25 protein-coding genes are annotated in these 20,967 nt (G+C 57.7%); 12 read left to right on the top strand and 13 right to left on the bottom strand.

Features of this window, described 5'->3' with window-relative positions; genetic code table 11:
- The first annotated feature begins 3 nt into the window (after positions 1 to 3).
- Genes ABD890_RS24170 through ABD890_RS24145 form a run of 6 tightly spaced genes read left to right on the top strand, consistent with a single transcriptional unit; the run spans position 4 to position 4,536 of the window.
- On the top strand, positions 4 to 1,131 hold the full coding sequence (locus ABD890_RS24170) for a hypothetical protein (RefSeq protein WP_345095446.1): 1,128 nt from the start codon (positions 4 to 6) through the stop codon (positions 1,129 to 1,131).
- The gene (locus ABD890_RS24165; RefSeq protein ID WP_345095444.1) at positions 1,124 to 1,669 is read left to right on the top strand and encodes a hypothetical protein; all 546 of its coding nucleotides are present in this window, start codon (positions 1,124 to 1,126) and stop codon (positions 1,667 to 1,669) included. Before ABD890_RS24170 ends, ABD890_RS24165 begins: the two co-directional genes overlap by 8 nt.
- Before the next feature lies 1 nt (position 1,670).
- The gene (locus tag ABD890_RS24160; RefSeq protein WP_345095442.1) at positions 1,671 to 2,171 is read left to right on the top strand and encodes a hypothetical protein; all 501 of its coding nucleotides are present in this window, start codon (positions 1,671 to 1,673) and stop codon (positions 2,169 to 2,171) included.
- Positions 2,172 to 2,220: 49 nt separating this feature from the next.
- Positions 2,221 to 2,613 (top strand): hypothetical protein, encoded by a 393-nt coding sequence (locus tag ABD890_RS24155; RefSeq protein ID WP_345095440.1) that lies wholly within the window; start codon positions 2,221 to 2,223, stop codon positions 2,611 to 2,613.
- 8 nt (positions 2,614 to 2,621) lie between these two features.
- A complete protein-coding gene (locus ABD890_RS24150) occupies positions 2,622 to 3,131 on the top strand; it encodes a hypothetical protein (RefSeq protein WP_345095438.1) in 510 nt (169 codons plus the stop codon).
- Positions 3,103 to 4,536, top strand: a complete 1,434-nt coding sequence (locus ABD890_RS24145) for a hypothetical protein (protein ID WP_345095436.1) — start codon at positions 3,103 to 3,105, stop codon at positions 4,534 to 4,536. The genes ABD890_RS24150 and ABD890_RS24145 overlap by 29 nt, the downstream gene beginning before the upstream one ends.
- 16 nt (positions 4,537 to 4,552) lie before the next feature.
- Here ABD890_RS24145 and ABD890_RS24140 read toward each other — a convergent pair whose 3' ends face one another.
- Positions 4,553 to 4,975 carry a hypothetical protein gene (locus tag ABD890_RS24140; RefSeq protein ID WP_345095434.1) on the bottom strand — a complete coding sequence of 141 codons (423 nt, stop codon included), beginning with the start codon at positions 4,973 to 4,975 and terminating at the stop codon, positions 4,553 to 4,555.
- A 263-nt stretch (positions 4,976 to 5,238) separates the two neighbouring features.
- On the opposite strand from ABD890_RS24140, the gene ABD890_RS24135 reads away from it, so the two are divergent.
- Positions 5,239 to 5,811: a hypothetical protein gene (locus tag ABD890_RS24135; protein WP_345095432.1), complete on the top strand. Its 573-nt coding sequence runs from the start codon at positions 5,239 to 5,241 to the stop codon at positions 5,809 to 5,811.
- On the opposite strand, the gene ABD890_RS24130 is transcribed toward ABD890_RS24135, so the two are convergent.
- The 5 genes from ABD890_RS24130 to ABD890_RS24110 all read right to left on the bottom strand — a co-directional run bounded on the left by ABD890_RS24130 (position 5,808) and on the right by ABD890_RS24110 (position 9,720).
- Positions 5,808 to 6,482 (bottom strand): hypothetical protein, encoded by a 675-nt coding sequence (locus ABD890_RS24130; protein ID WP_345095430.1) that lies wholly within the window; start codon positions 6,480 to 6,482, stop codon positions 5,808 to 5,810. The genes ABD890_RS24135 and ABD890_RS24130 overlap by 4 nt on opposite strands.
- A gap of 195 nt (positions 6,483 to 6,677) precedes the next feature.
- Positions 6,678 to 7,103 (bottom strand): hypothetical protein, encoded by a 426-nt coding sequence (locus ABD890_RS24125; RefSeq protein ID WP_345095428.1) that lies wholly within the window; start codon positions 7,101 to 7,103, stop codon positions 6,678 to 6,680.
- A gap of 318 nt (positions 7,104 to 7,421) precedes the next feature.
- On the bottom strand, positions 7,422 to 8,162 hold the full coding sequence (locus ABD890_RS24120) for a hypothetical protein (RefSeq protein WP_345095426.1): 741 nt from the start codon (positions 8,160 to 8,162) through the stop codon (positions 7,422 to 7,424).
- A gap of 188 nt (positions 8,163 to 8,350) precedes the next feature.
- Positions 8,351 to 9,067 carry a hypothetical protein gene (locus ABD890_RS24115; RefSeq protein WP_345095424.1) on the bottom strand — a complete coding sequence of 239 codons (717 nt, stop codon included), beginning with the start codon at positions 9,065 to 9,067 and terminating at the stop codon, positions 8,351 to 8,353.
- Positions 9,064 to 9,720 carry an SMI1/KNR4 family protein gene (locus tag ABD890_RS24110; RefSeq protein WP_345095423.1) on the bottom strand — a complete coding sequence of 219 codons (657 nt, stop codon included), beginning with the start codon at positions 9,718 to 9,720 and terminating at the stop codon, positions 9,064 to 9,066. The genes ABD890_RS24115 and ABD890_RS24110 overlap by 4 nt, the downstream gene beginning before the upstream one ends.
- A gap of 197 nt (positions 9,721 to 9,917) precedes the next feature.
- Here ABD890_RS24110 and ABD890_RS24105 point away from each other — a divergent pair, with 197 nt between their 5' ends.
- Positions 9,918 to 10,430 (top strand): hypothetical protein, encoded by a 513-nt coding sequence (locus ABD890_RS24105; RefSeq protein ID WP_345095420.1) that lies wholly within the window; start codon positions 9,918 to 9,920, stop codon positions 10,428 to 10,430.
- A gap of 124 nt (positions 10,431 to 10,554) precedes the next feature.
- On the opposite strand, the gene ABD890_RS24100 is transcribed toward ABD890_RS24105, so the two are convergent.
- Positions 10,555 to 10,935: a hypothetical protein gene (locus ABD890_RS24100; protein ID WP_345095419.1), complete on the bottom strand. Its 381-nt coding sequence runs from the start codon at positions 10,933 to 10,935 to the stop codon at positions 10,555 to 10,557.
- A gap of 114 nt (positions 10,936 to 11,049) precedes the next feature.
- Here ABD890_RS24100 and ABD890_RS24095 point away from each other — a divergent pair, with 114 nt between their 5' ends.
- A complete protein-coding gene (locus ABD890_RS24095) occupies positions 11,050 to 12,588 on the top strand; it encodes a sialidase family protein (protein WP_345095417.1) in 1,539 nt (512 codons plus the stop codon).
- On the opposite strand, the gene ABD890_RS24090 is transcribed toward ABD890_RS24095, so the two are convergent.
- The 4 genes from ABD890_RS24090 to ABD890_RS24075 are packed head-to-tail and all read right to left on the bottom strand — an operon-like array spanning position 12,585 to position 14,990.
- Entirely contained in the window at positions 12,585 to 13,142 is a 558-nt protein-coding gene (locus tag ABD890_RS24090; RefSeq protein WP_345095415.1) for a DUF4240 domain-containing protein, read from the bottom strand. The genes ABD890_RS24095 and ABD890_RS24090 overlap by 4 nt on opposite strands.
- 57 nt (positions 13,143 to 13,199) lie before the next feature.
- Positions 13,200 to 13,838 (bottom strand): dihydrofolate reductase family protein, encoded by a 639-nt coding sequence (locus ABD890_RS24085; RefSeq protein WP_345095413.1) that lies wholly within the window; start codon positions 13,836 to 13,838, stop codon positions 13,200 to 13,202.
- Positions 13,839 to 13,861: 23 nt separating this feature from the next.
- Entirely contained in the window at positions 13,862 to 14,428 is a 567-nt protein-coding gene (locus ABD890_RS24080) for an AAA family ATPase (protein WP_345095411.1), read from the bottom strand.
- Positions 14,429 to 14,438: 10 nt separating this feature from the next.
- On the bottom strand, positions 14,439 to 14,990 hold the full coding sequence (locus ABD890_RS24075) for a hypothetical protein (protein ID WP_345095408.1): 552 nt from the start codon (positions 14,988 to 14,990) through the stop codon (positions 14,439 to 14,441).
- Between the two features lie 170 nt (positions 14,991 to 15,160).
- Here ABD890_RS24075 and ABD890_RS24070 point away from each other — a divergent pair, with 170 nt between their 5' ends.
- Positions 15,161 to 15,559 carry a hypothetical protein gene (locus ABD890_RS24070; RefSeq protein ID WP_345095404.1) on the top strand — a complete coding sequence of 133 codons (399 nt, stop codon included), beginning with the start codon at positions 15,161 to 15,163 and terminating at the stop codon, positions 15,557 to 15,559.
- A 97-nt stretch (positions 15,560 to 15,656) separates the two neighbouring features.
- Here the strand turns inward: ABD890_RS24070 and ABD890_RS24065 are convergent, their stop codons facing one another.
- Positions 15,657 to 16,076, bottom strand: coding sequence for a hypothetical protein (locus tag ABD890_RS24065; protein ID WP_345095402.1), 420 nt, complete (start codon positions 16,074 to 16,076; stop codon positions 15,657 to 15,659).
- Positions 16,077 to 16,613: 537 nt separating this feature from the next.
- On the opposite strand from ABD890_RS24065, the gene ABD890_RS24060 reads away from it, so the two are divergent.
- Both ABD890_RS24060 and ABD890_RS24055 read left to right on the top strand, forming a co-directional pair.
- Positions 16,614 to 17,687 carry an Lpg1974 family pore-forming outer membrane protein gene (locus ABD890_RS24060; protein ID WP_345095399.1) on the top strand — a complete coding sequence of 358 codons (1,074 nt, stop codon included), beginning with the start codon at positions 16,614 to 16,616 and terminating at the stop codon, positions 17,685 to 17,687.
- A gap of 263 nt (positions 17,688 to 17,950) precedes the next feature.
- Positions 17,951 to 20,212: an HTTM domain-containing protein gene (locus tag ABD890_RS24055; RefSeq protein WP_345095397.1), complete on the top strand. Its 2,262-nt coding sequence runs from the start codon at positions 17,951 to 17,953 to the stop codon at positions 20,210 to 20,212.
- Positions 20,213 to 20,243: 31 nt separating this feature from the next.
- On the opposite strand, the gene ABD890_RS24050 is transcribed toward ABD890_RS24055, so the two are convergent.
- Complete coding sequence (locus tag ABD890_RS24050) at positions 20,244 to 20,780, bottom strand: hypothetical protein (RefSeq protein WP_345095395.1); 537 nt, start codon at positions 20,778 to 20,780, stop codon at positions 20,244 to 20,246.
- Positions 20,781 to 20,967 lie beyond the last annotated feature (187 nt).

Genomic DNA, 20,967 nt, shown 5'->3' with positions numbered 1-20,967 from the left:
GCAATGGCAACCACCTACTTCGATCTTGGCTGCTATTTCACTGCGACGACCGGCAGCGGAACGATTGTGCTCGGTACGGCGGTGCCAGGCTACAACTCGCTGGGGAGTAGCCAGAACGGCAAGACTTTCAACGTCGTCCTGCGGGATGGAACTGCGTGGGAACATAGCCGAGGCGTTTATAACTATGCCTCCGGAACATTGACGCGCAACCTTGTGAAGTCGTCAACGGGCTCTCTACTAAATCTATCTGGCAACGCGGTTCGGGTCGCTGTCGGGGATATTGCGGCTAGTGACTTTCAAGCCATGCTCGACCGAATCACGACGCTGGAAACTACGGTCGCCTCGAAAGTCAATTCATCGGCGTTCAATACGTTTCTGATCAACAACACGAACGAACTGGTCGCAATCGTGTCGCGACTCGACGAACTGGAAACGCTGCCAGTCGCGGTAGGCGCCGTGGGGCTGCAACTCCAGAGGGCTTCGGCGACCGAGCTGACGATTCAAACTGGCTCGATTCACAACCACGATCTGTCGGCAAGACTAACCGTCGACACTGACATCACGCTCGATTTGGCCGTAAGTAGCGATCTGGTGAACGGTTCACTTCGGGCGACCAACACCTGGTACTACGTGCTGCTGGGGCACGCCGCCGGAAATATCGTCGCTGGACTATCGACTTCGCTCGGCAAGCCAGCCAGCTGGAGCGATTGGCAGATTGTCGGGGCAATGCGAACCAACGCGACCGGTGGCGGCCAGTGGGACATGTTTCAGCAGCGGGGCGATTGGTTCTTCTACGAAGGGGAGATGTTCGCTCTCTCGACCAACGTGAACGACACCAGCGAGACCACGGCCCGGGTCTGGGCGCCGCCCCTCAGCGTGCAGGCCAAGATGCTGTTCCGCACGCTGACCGCCGCTAAGTACACGTGGGCTTACATTCGCAGTGAGTCAGGCGGGACGAACACCGTTTCGATTCACACTCGCCAGGGCGCGAACGAATACGTCGAGTTCGACATCGTCACGAACGACGACGGAAATATCTTCCTGCAGTGCGACGTCGCGTCGACCTGGGACGCGTTGCAACTCATTTCACGCGGCTTTCAATGCCCTATCGGAGAAGCGGGTCATGTCTAATGGTATCGCCAAAATTGTCGATGGAAACGCCGTGTCATGGGCCCCGCTTCACGATGGCAATCGTTGCGTGACCTTCTTCGGGGCCCAGCCCGTGACCGACCCGCTGCCGGAAGGATACGTCCGATCCGATTCGTTGCAGGCAGCCTGGTCTGCCGGGCAGCAGAAGCAGTTCGAAGTCGATGCGTGGTGGAAAACAACGCTGATCGAAGGTTACGTCGTCACGTCAATCGGCGTCGAGATCGGCTGGTCGGAAGTCGATCGCCAGGTGGTTAGTCAGGGGATCGCCCTGCTGAACGAATCGCTAACGCTCGGACTCATAGCACCGACCGACCTGATTCCAGGCTGGGTCGATCGGCATGGCGAACCGATCGTCGTTGAGGGAGCCGATCCCACCGCCGCGCAGCTCAAGCTGTTGGCGATCGAAATGGGCCACGCCTATCAATCGCAACGAGGCCTCTGGCTTGCCTACCGAGCGGCGATCGCGGCGGGCAATGTTTCGTTTGTGGTGGGCGAACCTCTGCCAGACGAAGGAGCGTAACATGCCCATGCTTTCCGGTCCCTGCCTGGGGGCGAGCCGACTCGATGTGCAAGGCTTTCCGCAGAAGGCTTCCAGCGGAAAAGGACTCGTCCGGCAACAGATATCGTCGCCGTTGCTGTCGAGCGGTGGCGGTATGAATGCAGGATGGTGTAGCCAACGACTCGCGTGCGAGCCAGCGGCGATTGGTGCTGGCAGCAGGGTAACCATGAGCGTGGCCGCGATCGAAATCGCCATGCCGGGCGTCCGCGTGCAACTCGGAGAACCATTGGTTCGGGTCGTGTTGCGTGTTGACCGGCTTCAGTTCGCTCTCTTCCCACAAAAACAGGTCGTCGCCATGATCCCCAAGCCGCAATCGATCACGCAGCAACGCTGCGACACGAAGCAAGCCTCCGCGCAAGGTGCCAGCGTACAGCGGTCGAAAGCGGCGAGCGTGATTGCGCTCGTTTCCAGTTCGGCGTCGTTCGCCGGATCGGTACCCGTGTCGCAAGCGTCGACGTGCTAACCAGCGCGTGGCTGGCCAATCCCTTTCTCCACTTGAAAAAGGAAAACCGATGAGTTGTTCGATCGAATCGTTTCATGTTCGTGCGTTGGTCGGTGTCGACACGGTCGTTCGGGCCCGGGTCACCGATGCTGACAACATTCCAGTGACGCCGGAGACGCTGTCGAAGGCTTACCTCCAGATCTTCGGCCCGGATGAGAGCGTTGTTCACAATGCCGAGCTGAACCTGTCCGACACGTTTGCCAACGCGCTACAGCAAGGCCCGGAATGGACAGCCGATGGCGTGGGGTACAACCTGAGCGTCACGCTGCCTGGCAGTGCGTTGCTGGACGAGACGTTTCGCTATCCGGCGGTGGTGTGGTGCGTTCCGACCGGCGGCAGCGACTTTCCGATTCGCATGCTGGTGGAACTGACGCCGGTCCCCAAAGCTGATTACCCTGCCTAGGTCACCCCATGCCTTTATCTGAAAACCATCTCACGAAAGTCATTCCAGTGGGGCATGTCGCCGAGTCGGATGCCAGCCGCGGCAGTGCCGAGCAGTCGAAACCGACCGCGTCGACGCTATTGATGACGCTGCTATCGCAAGACGAGTCGAGCACCGACGCCATATCGAACCGGCTAGCCGAAAGCCCGGCCGTGGTGCGATTGCTTTCGCTCGGCTGCATACCGCAGGAAGAAGTGGTCGAGATCGTGCGGCTTGCCCCGGAGTTGGCTCGCCAGGCCGCGGAGAAAGGAAAGGTGAATGATTACACCGCGATCCTCCGCGTGCTGATCCAGGCCGCCAAGCTTCCCATTGAAACCCAACCGAAACAGGTCGAACATGTCCTCTCCGTATTCCCACCTGACCAACGAGCAGCTCTTATTGAGGCTCAGCTTATTGCGGCAGTTGAAATGTGCGGGGAAGCTGACACCACAACTATTGACGCTGTTGGAGATGGACCAGCAGCAGACGACCCCTCGTAGTTACGCCCCGCACCAGCCGTTCGCCAAGCAGCGAACCTTTTTGGAACTTAACTGCCAGGAGGCCTTCTACGGTGGCGGGGCCGGACCTGGTAAGACCGAAGCGTTGTTGATGGCGGCGCTGCAATACGTGCATGTGCCCGGGTACGCGGCGCTGTTGTTGCGACGCGACTTTGCCCGGCTCGCTTTGCCCGGTTCGATCATGGATCGGGCGAAGCAGTGGCTGACCAGCAGCGATGCCCGCTGGAACGAGCAGCGTAAGACCTGGAGCTTTCCCAGCGGCGCGACGCTGCAGTTTGGTTACATTGATTCCCCGGACGATCGGTATCGATATGCTTCCACCGAGTTTCAGTTTATCGGCTGGGACGAACTGACCGAGTTTCGCCTGGCCGACGACGAATCGAACCCGTATTTGTTCATGTTCTCGCGACTACGAAAGACACGCGGACTGAACGTTCCGGTCCGCATGCGAAGTGCCTCGAACCCTGGTGGCACCGGGCATGCTTGGGTGAAGAATCGTTTCATCAGTCCCAAGATCTTGAAGGCGACCGCCGAAGGAAGTACCAGGCAGGTCTTTTTCAACGACGCCCAGCGAAAAGATCGCGCGTTCGTCCCGGCGCTGCTGCACGATAATCCCGCCATCGATGCCGAAGCGTACGTGGCCCGATTGTCGCATCTTCCGCCGGTCACACGTCAGCGGCTTATCCATGGGGACTGGTCGGTCCGCGAAGAAGCGATTCTGCGAGGCGACTGGTTTCGCTACTACACCCAGCAGGAAGGGGCTCTCAGCGCGATGCAGTCGGACGGTACGCTGCTGGGCACCGTGCATGAACGCGACTGCACACGCTTCGCGGTTCTCGACACGGCAGGCGGCACGAAGGATAAGACGAGCCAGCGCAAGGGAAAGCCAGGCAGTTTCTCGGCGCTCGGCATCTGGGACTTTGCCCCGAATCTGGGCAATGCGTTGTTCCTGCGTCATGTGTGGCGCGATCGGGTCGAGTTCGTTCCGCTTTGCGAGAATGTCGTGCGGATCTGTCAGCAGTGGAACGTCCCGATTTTGTACCTCGAGAACGCCCATCATGGTCAGGCGGTCGAGAACATCATTCGCGATCAGGTGCCGACGCGTTTGATCTCGCCGGCGACTGGTTTGTCGCGGGGAGGCGTGCCGGGCAAGGTCGAACGTTCGTACGCCTTGCAGAACAAGCTTTCACGCGGCGAGATCTTTCTGCCGAAGCACAACAATCAATGGCTGCTGCCATACGAGCAAGAACTGCTCGGCTGGACCGGGCACGAAGACGACATCGCCGATCAGGTTGACATCAGCAGTTACGCCGCCATCTTGTGCGAAACGAATGCGCCCAAACCGATCAGCCCGACCTATGCCGCCAGTTTGTATGGCTTAAGGTAGAACGCGTCTGGAAAGGTCACTCGGTAGCGGGACGTGGCGAAAAGATCGCTTCGCTGAGGACCCCTTCATGGTGAAAGATGCCGACATAACGGAAGGCGAAATGGAAGATCAGCACGTCGCCGTTGAAAAGATATTCGCCGTCGTGCGCTTGCTGATACCGCTCGGAAAACTGGACGAGCGGTTCTCGGTCCTTCACCACAAAAGGACCGCCTGGCTCGCGGTAGCTGTTGTCGGTAATCACCAGCAGGTCGCCGACGGGGAGCCAATGTAACTGAGTGATCAATTCGGCATCGGACCGCGACTCGAAGCCTTCGATCCTTTGCCAGCGATATTGGTCGCTCTGCTCGACATCGTGGATCAGTTGATCCACGTCATGCAGCTTCAAGCCAAGCTGACGGAACAAAGTGTCGCGGAAGGTATCCCACGGAATCTGTTGCATGATGCGGGGTTTTGGAAGTGCGAAAAAATGGGACTTAGACTCGTATGACGGGCGCAATGATACCAACGTGGCCCGGGCGATTCCATGCGCAGCGTGACCAGGGCTTGTTCGCTAGCGGGCAGTCCATGCTACGATACTCATTCCTGGTAACCGCTTGCGACCAGGGCATTCAGGCGGTGAGGTCGAACGGCAAGGTAGCGATGCCAGCTCGTTTTCGATCGGCGTGAACACCGGCCCCATCCATGGAGTAAGGAAACCGACGCGTGGTCGAACCGGTCAAAGTTTACGGTCTGAAAGAGGGGCACCTGGTTGCCTGGCATGCTGGGCCCGAGCATGCGCCGCAAAGCTCGGAACTGCGAGGCCGCTGGACAGTCGCCACGCTCCAGCCGAAGATCCAGGCCTTTACCTTCGCAGAGAAGCATTGGCGGCGCGGACACATCGCCAGCCTGGTCATGACCGGCGTGATCGCCTCGCTGTTTCTGTTCTGGCAGCCGATTGAATTTCAGATCGCTTTCGCGATTGTCTTGCTGTTTCTGGCGGCACTGAACCTGAAGTGGACCTTCCGCTATCATCCATATCGTTTGATTTTGGCTCGCGATCCAGCGGCGGTTGATCCCGACGAGGGAGAAATCATCGATGCCGCGCACGTCGATGCCATCCTCGTTCGCGAGGGAGAAGGCCGCGGCGGCGCAGACGATCGCCGCGTTCAGGTTTTGATCCACATCGCTCCGGAAGACCGCTGGGAGATGGTCTTCCAAAGCTATTATCTCACGCGCAACAACGCCATCAAAACGACCCACCGGCTTGCCAACTGGCTGAACGAATCGCGCGGTTAGCCGACCAGCGTGCCGAAATTCAAGAAGCGAATGTTCGTGTAGCCTTGTTTCTCGATGTGCTGTTTGAACTTGGTGGTCACGAGAAACAAGCCGGTGCATTCGACCCCGAACAGGTCATGCTTGCCTACCGCTTTCGCCGAGATGAACAGGCCGCCATCTGGATCACGCGGTGTATGCTGCACTCCGTTGTACTCTTCGACGCCAAGGAACTGTTCGTACACGATCGTGCCGCAAGAGTCGCAGGTCTCGTCGATTTCGACCGTCGATTGGTCGAGCAGCGGGACCGAATGCGAGGGCTTCAGCCAGACCAGTTCAGGTCCTTCGTACGGCAGCCAGACACGCTTCACCCGGCTTTGCTTCGGTGGCTTGGGTCGGTATAAGCTGGGATGGTCGGCCAGCTCGACGGGCTGCGTCGTCGCGCCGCGAAACTTCTTCAACAGCTCGGCAGCGATATCGGCCCGGACAACCACATCGCCGATTGAGGAAACAAAGTCACCAATCTGATCGCTCCCGTCCGACCACTCCGCCTCGAAGCGGTCGTGCGTGATGGTCAGCATCGCCCCGCACTCTTCGCACTCGGTTCCTTCCGGATCTTCGTAATAGCGATAGAGCTGAGCGTAATCGTAGGTGACCGGAATGTTAATCTGCCAGAGCGTCGCGTCGTCGTTCAATGGTCCGTTCCTGCCTGCCCACTTCTTCGTTCCTGAATCGTTCCCGCCAGCATAACACCCCGCGCATGTCAGGTGAAGCGTCGCCCGTCTCGCCGGAAACGATCCAGGTTCTGCAGACACCGCAGACAGGTCAGACCGGCATGAACGACAGCCTTGGCTATCAACTGCAAAATGGCATGTCACCATCGCGCCGTGCTAGTGCGTGTAGAACGAGTGCAAGATGATGGCGATCGGGATGCTGCTGGGTAAGTGCTGCGAGACGACTGCTTCGCACCAGGGTTGGTTGCGGGCAAAGAAGCGGTAGTGAACTTGAAACAGCTTCCGCTTACCGAGTCGCGCCACCAGCTTGCGATAGGAAGGTGCCTGGCAGAAGATCGTTTCCGAGCCAAGTTCGTATCGTGAACCGGTCAAGGAGTCGCCTTTGTAGGTCAGCATCGCCTTCTTGCTACGCAGGTCACGCAAGATGCCGTTGCGAACTTCGAGCCCCATCAACGATCCCGCTTCCCAGCAGAACAGGCCTTGATGTAACTCGCACGGAAACGGCTCTTGCCCCGCGACGCGCATTTCAAACGCCCGCGAAGAAAGCCGCCCTGTCCGATAGACCGCAATCCGATAACTCATCCCGAAAACCCCAACAAACCAATCGGCCGACCATCAACGGCCCGTCGAAGCGTCGTCACCCGGCAGTCGCCAAACGTTTTGCCATGCAGCGCCAAGAATACCGGGCACAGTCAAGATCTTACCTGAGCCAACAGAAACTGCACCACCCTGCCCTTGGGCTTGATGGGCGGTGGAATCGAGAACGCAAATTACTTTGTGATACGAGCAAACCTTTGGTACTGCCACCAATTACAAGGCGTAGCGAAAAAATGGAATTGGTGGCCAGAGGTTGACATCGTATGCAGTTAATGAGTGGCCGTTGGACTAACGTCAGATGGGCTATTTTTTAACGACGCCAGTCTCGGTAACGCGTTGGACAGTGTTTGCGCCGTTGCCATCTACCAGATGAAATCCATGTCCTGGATCGAGTTTGTTCCAGAAATCGTAGGCCGCACCCTTTGTTTGAATCCTAAAGCGTTCTGTGATGTTGCCTTTGGGATCATCGTTCGAATGGCGCGCGTGGATTCCTATTGAGTTGTTTTCATCAAACATCAGGTAATTGGTTTTCAATTCGAGACGCTTTTTGCCCTGATCTTGACGCTCATCAAAGTGTACGCCGAGGAACTTTAGATTTTCGAGTTGCTGGATTGACTTGGCCGTCAGTTCCACGACATGACCATCTTCATCGGCGAGCTGAAGTTGCTCTAACCTGGCAACCTTTCCATTTTCCATGTCACTCAAGGCTTTGGCGGCATCCTCGCGGATTCCTTTGATTGCATTTAGCGCCATTTCAGCGTCTAGTTTGGCGGTCTCGATAGTAGCAATCCCGATATCCTTCTTTGTTTTCTCGAGGATTTCGCGCGGCATCTGTGCTGCGGATGCTCCAAATACCAACACAATGACGATGCCACAGACGGTGATAGCTCCAGTTGCTGCCCGTGCGAAACTACGAAGGTTTCGCAGTTCGGTCTCCAAAGCGTCAATTCGCTGGATTAGATTGGCGCCGTCCAATTTACCTGACAGGTAGGCTAATTCGCGGCGGATGTCCTGGGTTTGGGATTCAAAATTGTTCGGGTCCACTGTTGGCTCCATGGTGATAATAACATTGTTGTCCGCCTCGGTGAGGGGCCATTGTTAACGGTATTCCCATAGAAAGCTACCTAGTAATGCTAGAAAAATGCCCATTTAAGAATGCGCAAATGTAGCAATATGTTAGTGGTAGGTAGATCTTGTAAAACTACAGCGGATTAGAAACCCATCGGCTAACTCTAAGTTGCATTCTCCGCCAATATCTTATCAATCAATGCCACGCGGTAGTCTGTCGCGCTGGCTACTTGGGCGAGGGAATCTTCTCTCGAAATCGCCCTAAGGGTGGAACGTATTTCGGGCAACCGATCGACGGCTTCCGCCGAGGTGGGGATTGATTGCCAGTTCTCTAGGATTCTCAGCAGGTTCGCCATGCCTGCCCAGAACTCTTGCTCTTCCTCCTCAAGGAGATAGGGTTTGATGATTGTCAACGTGTCGGCAAGCGGCACATTGGTATGGGCAAGCGCGTTCAGTCCTGCGAGACGTTGGTTGAAGTCGGTCGACTCAACCAACCGGCGAACGGGTTCGGTCGGAAGCTGAAACGCATTCCAATGGGTCGCCAGGTAATTTGCAGCGAGCCCCATCAAATCAGGGTTCGCTAACGATGTTTCGACATCCAGCAACGCAGCGATCGTCTGCTGAAAGAAGCTGGCGGGCAGTTGCTGATAGGGCAGTTTTAGCAGCAAATATGTGAGCTCATCGGGACGGCAATCCGTAAACAGGGCCCGCAAAAATGCCAGGTCGTTATCGGTCGGCCAATCTTTAGGCAGGTCATCCTCTTTTCGCTCGTTGGCTACGACTAAATGGAAGATCGGCGCGGAACTTTCAGTGAGACCATACTTGCGCGTCAGCCAGGTGATCAAAAGAGAAACACCGCTCGGATTGAAATCTTCATTCATCGAATAGAGTCCTTACCCAATCGAAAGCGATTTAAAAACTCAGGTGAACTCCACTCGACGCCGGTGTCTTGGAGTATGTTCGGCCAATAGTAGCTCTTGGGGTGGACAAAGCAGACGCGGGACCAGGCTTCGAAGAAGGTGGGCCAGTCATCGGCGAGCGGGCTACCGTTGTCGCCGCTTCCACCGTCGAGCCAGTCATGCTTGTCGAAGATGGCTTGGCCAAAGTGGTCTTCGTTCAGATCGATCGACAGGAAATCGCCGTTGGCGATGCGAACCAGCGGTAGCCAGTGGTGCATCCGCGCGTTGGTTCGCATGGCCAGCTCAGGGTCGTCGGTGTAAGGGAAGCCATATTGGCGGGCCGCCTTCTCGCTATAAAGTCGCCAGTCACGCATGCCCAGCAAGCCTTCGACCGACGACGCGATTGGTTCCATCGTGAACGTGCCAAACACTTTGTCTTTGGGCGAAGTCCACGCCAGGTCGAAGCCATTGGCGAACTGCGTTACGAACGAAACGTAGGATGCCGGCAACGAAAGCTGTAGTCGCTCTTGCGCTTCGTCGACGTCGGCCTGAGTGGCGGGCGGATTGGCTTCAAACTGAAGCGTGATTCCCAGCGTGCTCAGATGCGCTCGCACGCGCTCGATCATTGATTGCATGGTGACTTTCGAGTTGTGTGCCCCGACGTGAGACTTGCCCAGTGTTACAGAATGCGGCAATCGGTTATCAATCGGTGACCATAATGTGGCCATGGGACGATATTTCAGGAATTCTATCACGCATCTATCGAGCGCGCCGTTATCCCTTTCTATATTAATGCCAACAACAACCATGGGCGGGGAAATGGGAGAAGAACGTGGTCGACGCGACGTTGTTAGTGCGGCACTTGGAGTCGAACGAGACGATTCCGCTGCGCGATGTGCATGCCGCGATGGAGTCGAATAACCTGTTAGTGCTAGGACTGCTGCGCGAAGTGGTCACGCGACATCCCAATCGCATCTTCCCAAAGCCTGACTGGATGGATTGCCGCCGGGCAATTGTCACCTATTTGCTGCTATGCGTCGAGCAAAAGCCAGAGCTGGACGAGTACGTCTTGTCGCCTTATTTGGCCATGCATGATCTGCTGGGCATGATGCGGCATTGGCAACTTCAGCCTGGCGAAGAACAAACGCTCGTGCCAGAGACGCTCGAAAGGCTGCGGCAACTCTACCTGCGCGGCTCGGCTGAAACGCAGCTTTGCATCGAGAACGGTTTCCTCGAACACTTCCTGGAAGATCGCAACAATCTTAGTTTGCTCGGCCGCTGGAAAACCGACCCACAAACTGCCACCGCGATCCAAGAGTCGCTCAAGTGGAGCGAAGGAACGTAGTACTTCGTCGGTACATCGTCCCGTAGGGTGCGTCTCGACGCACCGGCCTTGCTCATTCAGGGAATCACATCCCTGGGGCTGGTGCGTCAAGACGCACCCTACCAAGACTGATTGGGTTTTCGATCTACGACGTAGAATTGTCGTGCCAGTCTTTGCCACACCAGAGACACTGCTGCGCTTTGGGCGTTCGAACAATGCGCTGGCATGCGGGGCAGCGATTGATGAATATCTGCTCAGGGAAGTCACGCACGATTCGCTCGGAGACGCGGCGCCGAAAGGTCTCTGGGCCTTCGCGCAGCGCCGCAATTACCTCGGGATCATTGAGACTTCCCCAGCGAGTTCTGAGAAGATTCGCCATGGACGGGTCCGCAGCTTCCGCCTTCTGTTCCGCCAGGATCGCCCTGTTCGCCTTTCGTTCGACATCGGTTAGCAGCGACGCGTAGTGTCGCCAGATATAAGAAGTTAGTTCAAGGTCGTCGTCGTAAGAGTCGGTCGAGTCATTCATCGCCCAGTTCTATCTTGGCCGCCACACGAGGTATTATCGAGTTGAAACCATGTATCAATGCCCTTAGAACATAAGAATAGTGTTATTCCACTCGGAAACGAAGGGGCGGAACTTATGCGTGTCAGTTGGTTAGCGATCGGTGTGGTGCTTGTTCTGGAAGCGACGGCTTGGGCCGGCGACTGGGCGGAAAGCAGCCCGGCACCGGTCACGTTGTCGGCGAACGAACTTTCCATCGCGACCGGCAAACCGTCGCTCGTGTTGATGTCGCACGTGTCGACCCATATCCCGGTCTGGTCTCTCTCCGGCGGAACCGCAGGGCAATCGGTCTCTGGCGTTGTCGGCGGTTTCCCCCGCGAATACGCGGCGGTGAAAGTTGAAATCGTCGTGACCAGCAACGACGAAGCGACCAGCCCACAGTTCGCGGATGTCTATCGCGTTCATCTTTCGCAGATGGTCGATGGCGAACCCTTCACGTCGCGGTATCGGCTGGGGAAGCCGGTGCAAACGGCCTTGCCGGCCGGACCGCTCTATACGCGGACGATCTTGCTCGAATCGTATTACCCGATCGTGCCGGACGCTCCGATCACCGTCCGCATCCAACGCGAACCAGCAATGCCGGAAGACACCTTCACGCGGCCGACTGGGCTGGCTCTGGTGAAGGTCACGCCGCTGTATGCTCCAGGCAAAGCTCACCTCGTGCAAGATGTGCCTGGCTACAACTCGTGGCCGATGACTCAGGCCATCGGCAATAAGCTGGTCTGCACCTACAGCCGCGGATCGGCTCATTCGATTGGCGAAGATGCCCGCGCGGTTTTCGCCCGCACTTCGAAAGATGGTGGTCAGACCTGGACCGAGGAAACGGTGGTCGCCGATACACCAGGCTATGGCGAGGTGACGGTTGGCAAAGGGCTCGATTCCCAGGGAGCGATGCTGCTGTGGGTTCGCCGAATTGGGAAAGACTGGAATCACGATCTGTATCGCACCACCGATGGCATCACGTTCGAGCGAATCGCGACGCCGAAGATGGAAGTGCAGCCGATGCAAGTGACCGACATCTTCCACGTGCCGGAGGTTGGCCTGATGTCGCTTTGGTTCGCCGGCAATTACAAGAAGGACAACAGCCATGCCTGGGGAACGCTGACCAGTACCGACGATGGCGAAACATGGACGCAGACAACGATCGAGTCTGGCCTGACGCACGAAGAGTGGCCGACCGAGCCGGCCGCCGTTTACCTGGGCGATGGCAAGATTCTGGGAATCGGCCGGACCGAAAGTGCCCGCAGCCAGTATCAACTGACGTCGACTGATTCAGGCAAGACCTGGAAGCGAAGCTCGACCAACATCAGCGATATCTCCGCGTCGACCCCCAGCTTGATCTTCGATGCCGACACCGGCCTGGTGAGCAACTATTACTACGAACGTGGCACAGGCCTGGTCCGTTGTCGCGTGGTCGATCCGCAGAAAGTGTTCGATCAGCCGCTAAGCTGGCCTGGGTCGAAGGTGATTGCCATTGGCAGCACGATTGCCTGGGACTCGGGCAACGCCAACGCCACGGCGATCGGGCGAAAGCACTACGTTTCGTACTACTCTGGCAAAGCACCTGATACGTCGGTGTTCGTGGCCGAGCAGTCTGCTCCTCAAAGAATCGACTAGCCAAGTTCGCCAGAATCAGGGAACGCGGCGAGCAATTGAGGATAGCGGCGTGCCATCTCGGCGTGGTCGTCAAAGTCGAAATCTTCGCCGGCCGGGTCGCTCGGGTAACGCGGGAACGCTAGTCCCTCTTCCGAAACCCCCTGCTCTTCCGCCACGTCGAATGCAACGTTCTGGAAACCTTCGCTCAGCATATACGGCAAGTCTTCCCGCTGCATCGTCGCGGCCAGTTGGTCCGGGTTGGAAATCGCAGTCTCGAAAACGCTTCGCCCCAGGCTGATCAAATTGCTCCGGAAGTCGCTGAAGCTATCGTCGCCGCAGCCACCAAACAACCAATACGTCACGCCCCACAAATCCCAGCGATACGCATCGATCTTTTTCTGCTGAAACAACGTGATAAACGCCCCCAGCTCCACGCCGCTCAGCTTCGATAGCTCCCCCTGCAGCGTCGCCAGGTGTGCATCAAACAGGTCGTCTTCCGAGTAAGTCTCTCCCTGTTCTTCCAAAGCCGCTGCTCGAGATGTCTCGATGATCTGCCAGAACTGGTCTTCGGTCATCGTGCTAACTGCCGTTAGAAAGGTTGCGTTGCTGGAAAGTAAAGGTCGCCCGCATCTTTAAACCCGAACATAACGCAGGTGGGTTGCGTCGGGTGTCGAGTGGGCGGAGTCGATTTTAAATTGGGGGATCGCTTCGTCGAGGTTTTCCCAGAGGCGACGGCCTCCGTGGAATAGAACCGGGGCCAAGGCGATTTCGAGTTCGTCGACTGCGCCCAGGTTTAAGTATTGCTGCACGACATCGGCTCCGCCAGAGATCCGAATGTCGCGATCACCGGCGACGTTGCGCGCCTTTTGCAATGCACTCTCGGGGCCATCGTTCACAAAGAAAAACGTTGTTCCGCCGGGCCGTTCCCAGGGCTCGCGCTCTTCGTGGGTGAGCACGAAGACTGGCGTATGAAAGGGAGCTTCCTCAGGCCAGCTTCTTTCGCCGGCGTCGAACATGCGCTTGCCCATAATGCTGGCTCCGCTGCGCTGCATCGTCTCGCGCAGCATGTCGTTGACCGGCCCGGTTTCGCCGCCGCTGCCGAACTGCAGGTTCTCGCGAAAATATTGCTGCTTCAAAATCCAGCCCATCAGCGAGCCCCACTTGGCGCCCCAATTTTTGTAGCTGGGATCTTCCCAATGTTCCAGGTCCATCCCCTCTGGGGCCATGTAGCCATCAAGACTCAGGCCGATGTTCACAAAGACTTTGCTCATGCGATTTCTTTCCGAAGAAGATATTAGGAACCATGCCGCCCGGCATCGGCTGCGACCTCGTTCAGCACAAAGGTAACTCGCTCGGCAACCGGTTGTTGCGGAAGGGAGCACACCTGGTAGCCGGCGTCGGTGTAAGCGGAAACGGTCGGCGGATACGAAGCGACCGCCTGGTCGAAGTGATGAACGCGTTCGTCGTCGCGCTGATAAATTTCGGCCCACGGTTGAGCGACGAACACCTTCGCCGCGTAGCGATATTTCGCCAAAGCCTGCTGACAAGCGGCTTGTTTCCAGCCGAGAAAACGGAGCCATTCCGGAATCGCGCGATCGAAAAAGACCGGGCCAGCGTAGGTTGCGGCACGTTCAAAGTCCGCTACGCTTCGCTCGAAAACGGCCTGCATAAATGCCTTGCGATCGGTGGCTGGAAGCAACGTGCCTCCGAGTTTCCGCTGCTCACGCAAGATCGTGTTGGCCGTTTCCGGAACCGTAGCGTAGCCCAGTTCGCGCAGCGCGGCAATCAGTGTCGATTTGCCAGCACCCGACGCGCCGGTGATCACGTAGTACCAATTGCCTGGTTTCAAGGGAGCCGCCATCGGGAAAGTATCAGGCCGAGTCGCGACCGTAAATCAGCACTTCGCACGAGGTCGCCACCACGAAGGTTCGCCCCGTGGAAGAGAACCCAGCGGCGCGGAACTCGCATGGCTGGTCGGTTCCCAGTCTTGTGATGTTGGCCAGTTCGCCGGTCAGGCCTTCATAGTTCGACGACAGAAAGATGTCATGCTTCGGCCAGGGAAGCTGGATCACATGCAGGCTCCATCCGTCCGATGTGCCGGTTGCCAGGCCGCCGCCGCAAAGCCCAGCCATCCGAACGATGGCATCCTGCTGGCGGCCAATGCCTGGGACGGTTAGGCCTGTGCGATCGTCGTTCGCGAAGAACTCTTCCCGATCGCGGGCCAGTCGTTCGCCGGTCCGACCATCGAACAGCCCGCGGCCTTGATGCGAAACAACCAGCAAGTCGTCCGACCCATCGACAAAGCCAACTTCCGTCAGCCCGCCAACGCCGCAACCACCCATCAATCGCCAAGGGGCCGGCGCATCGGCATAAGCCAGACCTTCCAGCCGCTCGCGAAGCTGGCGCTGATATTCGTTGGACATGGTGTGCCGGTTAAACCCGAGAGGAAAAGAAACTCGCCAACCGATGCCACCGTGCGAAGCAAGTTTCGCGTCGGGAATCGGCCTGCGATATGCTAACGTGCGGAAACGGTAACGGGCAAGCTGATGCGTCGCTGCCGCGATCTGCGTTGGAAACTTTTTGGGAGCGAACGATGGAACTCGATTTCAAGCCGCACATGGGAACCGATCTGTTGCCTTTTGGGACGCCGCGCAGCGAAGTTCGCGACGTGGTGTTGGAGGGGAAACGGTTCGTGACCCGGACCAGCGAGCCGCGGAACGATTTCTATGTATCGGATGGGCTGATCCTGGGATACGACGACCAAGACACGCTCGAGTTCATCGAAGTCTTCTCGCCATCGAAAGCGACGTTCGATGGGATCGCGCTAACCGACAAGGCGACCAAGGAGGTGATCGGCGAATTTGAAAAACGGGGGCACCAGGTCCCGTTCGACGACGGCAGCTACGACTTTCGCGAACTGGGAATCATCTTCTATTGCCCGGAAAAGAGGATCGAGAGTTCGTCGATCTATCGCGAAGGGTATTACGACTAAGGCGGTTTGATGAGAGGCCGATTCCCAGGCCCCTCACCCTAACCCTCTCCCCTCAGGGGCGAGGGGACCTGAGCGCAGGCGAGGAAGGGTTGGTTGTTTATTGGCGGACTATGCGGGTGCGGTCGGCGTTGAGGGGGAGGTGTGGTTCGATGGTTTCTACGATCTGATGCCACAGGGGTCTTAACGCTGGGTTCGTGATGCTGTTGGTCGGCTGCTTCAGCACAAGCGTTGGGGCGTGAAGAGGTCCCAGGCCGATCAGGCCGACGTGGTTGCCTGGGGGAAGTCGCTCGGGCTCGGCGTAGGTTTGCACCTGGCGGATGTGTTGGCGAAGCCTCTGGTTCTCGGCGGCGGACAACGAACCTTCGACGGTGAGAGCGATGCGATCGTCTGGCCAGTCGGATCGGACCTCGCCGTAGAAAAAGCCGTCGGGATGGATACCGCGAACGAACGCCCGGAGGTAGCGTGCATCGCCGGGACGCCAAATCAAGATCACGCGTTGTTCGTCGATCGATGGCATCGCCTCACCGCTGAAAAGAGAACGGACTCGTGCATCTTACCGGGTGGGTGCTGGGGAAGGAAAGGAATCGGCGCGCGAGGCGAACGGGCAAAGCGGTTTGCCGGCTGACCTTCCTGGGTTGAACGATTGAAGGGGATGGCCCCTCTCGCCAACCGTCTCCCCTCAGGGGCGAGGGGACCGGAGCGCAGGCGATGAAGGGTTGCTCGTTCGCTGAAGGCTCGCTGCCGTTCCCTCGGTTCTACGGCAACATGATCACGTTTTGTTCTTCTGTTGATCCGCTAGCAGTGTTGATATCTCGGGTCATATTCTGATCGATGTCAGACTTTGCCGGCGGGATGTTAGCAATCTCTAAAATTCTGCGGGAAACCTCTATCCGAGCTCAATCATATATTGCAGTCAGCCGATGCCAGGGATGGGGATATTGATTGTCGAGATGCGTTGCATCGCGGCAAAGGCGAGAATTGTTGACCCACCGGTAGACCAAGAACTGGTCGATCTCAGCCAGGTGGCCTTCTGCAAATTAAGAGAGTGAGTGCGATGGAACGCAAAATTTGGGTAGCCGTGCTACCGACCTTGTTGGTCGTAATGAGCGGTGCCGTGCAGGCTCAAGAGGCTTCGCTAACCTCGTACAACGACCTGTTGTCGCGGATGGAGAACCTCGAACAGCAGGTTCAAGCCCAGTCGCACCAGATCTACAGCGGTATCAATTGCGACACTTGCGGTTCGCAGGACGTTTGTGGCTGCCAGCAGGAATGCGGTCGCTATTACGCTACCTACGAATCGGTCTTTGTGACGCCTTATCAATCGAACAACACGGCGATCATCGCTCAGAACGACCCAGTGATCGAACACCTCGGTTTCGATTGGGATCTGAAGCAGTCGAACCGTATCGAACTGGGCTACCTGGCACCTAAGGGTGGCTTCGGCTGGCGTGCTCGCTACTGGCAGTTCGACCAGAACACCTCGCTGACCGTTGACTCGAATAGTGGCCTGGTGCAGGACGAAGGCGTGATTGCTTGGGCTCAGACCGACAGCGACATCATTGGTCTGGTTGACGTCGACACCGCCACCATGACCCAGTCGATCCGCGTCAATGTCTTGGACCTGGAACTGCAAGCCCAGGCCACCAAGAACTTCCTGGTCAGCGGTGGTTTCCGCTACTCGGAAATCGACCAGAACTACCTGGCCGTTACCGACTCTGGGATTGGCATGGGGGATATCAAGTTCCGCGGTTATGGTCCGACCTTCGCTGGTGAATACAGCCGCAACGTGATCGGTCGCTGGGACGTTTTCGCCAGTGGTCGTGGATCGTTGCTGTACGGTCAGCAAGATTTCCTGGCCACCGACGACAACTCGAACATCACCTATAAGAATCGCAACACGGGCACCCTGGCTGGTGCGTTTGAATTGCAGGCAGGCGTGAAGTGGACCTCGCGTAACGATCGCTTCTTCTTCAAGTCGGGTCTGGAAGCTCAGTACTGGGCGAACGTTGGTAGCCCGAACCCATCGGCCACCTTCATGGACGACTCGGACGTCGGTAACTTCGACGACGTGATGAACGAAGACCTCGGCTTCGTCGGCTTCACCCTGGGCGGTGGTATCCAGTACTAAACCGGTGCTGGCCAACCGGCCCACGACAATTTGGAACGAACGAGACGCCTTCGTGCCTGCCTGGTACGAAGGCGTCTTCGCGTTGGTACCCATTAAATGGCCTGCTAGCGACCGGTGGTAGCCGACGCTAACTGGTTTCGCAACCACGCTTTTCATAGGTTTGGGCGGCGAACTTCTCTTGACGTGATAGCGGCCGATTGATTACATACTCTCGCCCTGTTTCTTAGGGGTGACCCGCTATGTCTGCTGAATGAGTGCCGACCATGAAATCTGCCTCTCGTACCAACGCCGATTCCGCGAAACTATTCGATCGCTTCCGCGTGCTGCTGGCCCGGCCGGTCGATGGAGCTTCGCTGGCCATGTTCCGCATCTGCTTCGGTGCGGTAATGGTCTGGCACATGGTGAAGTACTTCGGCAGCTATCAAGACACCAACCAGGTCGACGCCCTCTTTGCCCGGCCGGTGATGCACTTCACGTACCCTGGTTTCGGCTGGGTTCAGGCCTTCAGCGAACCCTGGATGAGTATCCACTTCGGCGTGGTCGCGATGGCGGCAGCCTTGGTCATGCTGGGGCTGTTTTATCGAACCGCGATCGTCACGCTCTTCCTGGGGTACACTTACATCTTCTTGATGGAAGCGTCGCTGTATAACAATCACTACTATTTGATCAGCCTGCTGTCGTTCGTTTTGATCTTCATGCCGGCGCAGCGCTGCTGGTCGGTCGATCGGCTGATTGCGCAGTACATGGCGAAGCGGCGTGGTGAAACCGAACCGCTGCCATCGACCATTCCGTTTTGGCCGGTGCTGTTGCTGCGAACGCAGTTGTTCCTGGTTTACTTCTACGGCGGCATCGCCAAGTTCAACTACGACTGGCTGACCGGCGAACCGCTGCTGATGCCAGGCACCATACTGCACGACTTCCTCAGCAGCACGATTGGCTTGCCTGCCGCGGTGCAGCCGATTCATCTCTGCTTGTTCCTTGCCTGGTCTGGGCTGGTGTACGACCTGAGCATTGGCTTCCTGCTGCTTTCGAGCCGTACTCGCTTGCTGGCGATCGCCGCGACAGCGTTGTTCCATTTGCACAATCACTTCATCTTCCCGATTGGTATCTTCCCGGCGATGGCGTTCACGTCGACGCTGATCTTCTTCCGTCCTGAATGGCCACGGCAATTGATGGCCTGGGTTCGTCGCCCGACGTGGAAGCTGTGGGAGACCAATGCGCCCGCGAACGACACCAGAAAGAAAAAGGGGAAGAAGAACGTCCCAGCCGAGCCGCGCCCGATGCCGCTGGCCCTCGGAGCGACCTTGGCCCTCAGCTGTTTCATCGCCTGGCAGGCCACCTGGCCGCTGCGTCACTTCTTCATCCCTGGCGATGCCAACTGGACCGAGGAAGGCCAGGACTTCAGCTGGCGCATGATGCTTCGTGCGAAAGCGGCCGGGCACCTCACTTGCCGCGTCGTCGATCCGGTGCTGCAAACCACCACGCCCGAAGGCCGCCCTGGCATCGATTGGAACGCATGTCCTGCCGGCACGCCGCAAGCAATTCACGTGGCGATCGATTCGCATCAGTTCAACTGGTCGCACCACCCTGGCCTAACTATCACGCAAGATCCGATTCTCGGTCGCCGGTTGATCTACAACCCGAGTGCCCTGCACACCGAACGGGACGAAGCGATCACCGTCGGCACCCAGAATGTTGAAGCGCAGTGGGAAAAGACCTTTGCCCGCACGCCCCGCATCGAAACGACCATTTCGCTGACTGAAGCAGTCGCCCAGATTCGCCAAGACTTCGCTGTGAAAGCGAAAGAACTGAAGCTCAGCGAAGCCTCGACGGCCGAGTTTCTGCGCGAACTGGAAGCACTGCAACTGCAAGACTTGGCCCACGACGACGCCCAGCCTGGGCACGAATCGCAGCGAGCTCAGTTGGTTGGCAAGCTGCAAGGTCTGTACAACTCGCCGCTGGCCGACATCGTTCGCCCGGTGTTCGATCGCCTCGAACCATTCCGATTGCAAGGTGCCCCGCTCAGTGGCAAACCGCTGCTGGTGATCTTCGACCCGGCACTGAAAGACGCCTCTGCCAGTGAGACCGAAGTCGAACTATTGAAACTTTCCAGTGGCGAACCTTACATCGTCTGGACAGATTTCTCGCGGCTGCGTCCCGACGACTTCCGCCGCTTGCCGCTGCACTACGTGACGTTTGAAGACCGCTCGCTGCACATGGTGTGGAACCACTATCAAGAGATCGAGTTGTTCCAGCTGGAAAAGGCAGCCGTCCGTCCCTGGATGATCCACCAATATGCTCAGCGCGTGAGCAAACGCTGGCGCGAAGTGACCGGACGTCAGGCTCAGGTCCGCGTCGAAAGCTACGTGATGATGAACTACACCATCCCACAAATGCTGATCGATCCCGAAGCCGACCTGGCCGCCGCCAACCTCAACAACTTCAGCCACAACACGTGGATCTTACCCCGCAACTATCAACGCATGAACGTCGCCACCCAGCCTGGGGCGACTATGCAGCGATAGGTTCTGCGCTAAAGCGGGGCTTTCATCTGATTTAGAAAGCCCACGTGATGTACCAGGCATCGATCACGGCCGTCATGCAGTGCTGGGTGCCCAGGCCGTATCCGATCGCGGCGAGGCGGCGTCCTCGGGTTGTGCCGTGAGTGCTATTCGCGCTCAACCAGGCACCTGTCGCGGCGACGAAGAATAAGATGACTCTGGGGGGAGGCAAGAAGCCGACAAGGTTCTCGATCGGTTCGAGCATCGCCGGTACGAGAAAGCAGGCGATCGTCATCACGATCACCAGCAGGTACATCGACCACGACCAGCGTGAATGTTCCGACGGCTGCCATGGAGGGATGATCGCCGCCACGCCCAGCACGCAGGTCACTATAGCCAGCAGCGGGCTGATCCAAAAGATCCATAGCGGTCCGTTCACAAGTCCGGCGTATCCATAGTACGCCATGAACAGCCCGAGGCCGCACACAAACGAACCAATCGACAACAGACGAAGCATGGGAGCAACACGTACGCGTGTCGCTGCTTGCGTTTCGTGTGGCGAGGCAAACGGATTGGATGGGTCAGAAGGCATTCGATCGCACGGTTTAAAGGGTCAGGTCTGGCAGTCTTACTTTATCGCGAAGTCGTCGCGACGAACAGAACGCAGCGCTGCGGCCAAGCCTGGCGATTGCACTTCCCGAAGTGTGGCATTCCGCCTGATTTTATGCCAACATGATCGATCGCGATCCCCTGCCCCAACTCTTTTCTCACCCCGTGTG

The organism is Bremerella cremea, assembly GCF_039541315.1.
Taxonomy (GTDB): domain Bacteria; phylum Planctomycetota; class Planctomycetia; order Pirellulales; family Pirellulaceae; genus Bremerella; species Bremerella cremea.
This window is presented reverse-complemented; position numbering and strand designations above follow the sequence as displayed.

Excerpts from the sequence above, each read along its gene's own strand:
- ABD890_RS24140 (WP_345095434.1), bottom strand. The coding sequence starts at position 4,975 with ATGCAACAGATTCCGTGGGATACCTTCCGCGACACTTTGTTCCGTCAG.
- ABD890_RS24080 (WP_345095411.1), bottom strand. The coding sequence starts at position 14,428 with ATGGCGGCTCCCTTGAAACCAGGCAATTGGTACTACGTGATCACCGGC.
- ABD890_RS24170 (WP_345095446.1), top strand. The coding sequence starts at position 4 with ATGGCAACCACCTACTTCGATCTTGGCTGCTATTTCACTGCGACGACC.
- ABD890_RS24115 (WP_345095424.1), bottom strand. The coding sequence starts at position 9,067 with ATGAATGAAGATTTCAATCCGAGCGGTGTTTCTCTTTTGATCACCTGG.
- ABD890_RS24055 (WP_345095397.1), top strand. The coding sequence starts at position 17,951 with ATGAAATCTGCCTCTCGTACCAACGCCGATTCCGCGAAACTATTCGAT.
- ABD890_RS24065 (WP_345095402.1), bottom strand. The coding sequence starts at position 16,076 with ATGCCATCGATCGACGAACAACGCGTGATCTTGATTTGGCGTCCCGGC.
- ABD890_RS24110 (WP_345095423.1), bottom strand. The coding sequence starts at position 9,720 with ATGCAATCAATGATCGAGCGCGTGCGAGCGCATCTGAGCACGCTGGGA.
- ABD890_RS24050 (WP_345095395.1), bottom strand. The coding sequence starts at position 20,780 with ATGCCTTCTGACCCATCCAATCCGTTTGCCTCGCCACACGAAACGCAA.
- ABD890_RS24160 (WP_345095442.1), top strand. The coding sequence starts at position 1,671 with ATGCCCATGCTTTCCGGTCCCTGCCTGGGGGCGAGCCGACTCGATGTG.
- ABD890_RS24075 (WP_345095408.1), bottom strand. The coding sequence starts at position 14,990 with ATGTCCAACGAATATCAGCGCCAGCTTCGCGAGCGGCTGGAAGGTCTG.
- ABD890_RS24100 (WP_345095419.1), bottom strand. The coding sequence starts at position 10,935 with ATGAATGACTCGACCGACTCTTACGACGACGACCTTGAACTAACTTCT.
- ABD890_RS24090 (WP_345095415.1), bottom strand. The coding sequence starts at position 13,142 with ATGACCGAAGACCAGTTCTGGCAGATCATCGAGACATCTCGAGCAGCG.
- ABD890_RS24125 (WP_345095428.1), bottom strand. The coding sequence starts at position 7,103 with ATGAGTTATCGGATTGCGGTCTATCGGACAGGGCGGCTTTCTTCGCGG.
- ABD890_RS24095 (WP_345095417.1), top strand. The coding sequence starts at position 11,050 with ATGCGTGTCAGTTGGTTAGCGATCGGTGTGGTGCTTGTTCTGGAAGCG.
- ABD890_RS24150 (WP_345095438.1), top strand. The coding sequence starts at position 2,622 with ATGCCTTTATCTGAAAACCATCTCACGAAAGTCATTCCAGTGGGGCAT.
- ABD890_RS24060 (WP_345095399.1), top strand. The coding sequence starts at position 16,614 with ATGGAACGCAAAATTTGGGTAGCCGTGCTACCGACCTTGTTGGTCGTA.
- ABD890_RS24165 (WP_345095444.1), top strand. The coding sequence starts at position 1,124 with ATGTCTAATGGTATCGCCAAAATTGTCGATGGAAACGCCGTGTCATGG.
- ABD890_RS24145 (WP_345095436.1), top strand. The coding sequence starts at position 3,103 with ATGGACCAGCAGCAGACGACCCCTCGTAGTTACGCCCCGCACCAGCCG.
- ABD890_RS24085 (WP_345095413.1), bottom strand. The coding sequence starts at position 13,838 with ATGAGCAAAGTCTTTGTGAACATCGGCCTGAGTCTTGATGGCTACATG.
- ABD890_RS24070 (WP_345095404.1), top strand. The coding sequence starts at position 15,161 with ATGGAACTCGATTTCAAGCCGCACATGGGAACCGATCTGTTGCCTTTT.
- ABD890_RS24155 (WP_345095440.1), top strand. The coding sequence starts at position 2,221 with ATGAGTTGTTCGATCGAATCGTTTCATGTTCGTGCGTTGGTCGGTGTC.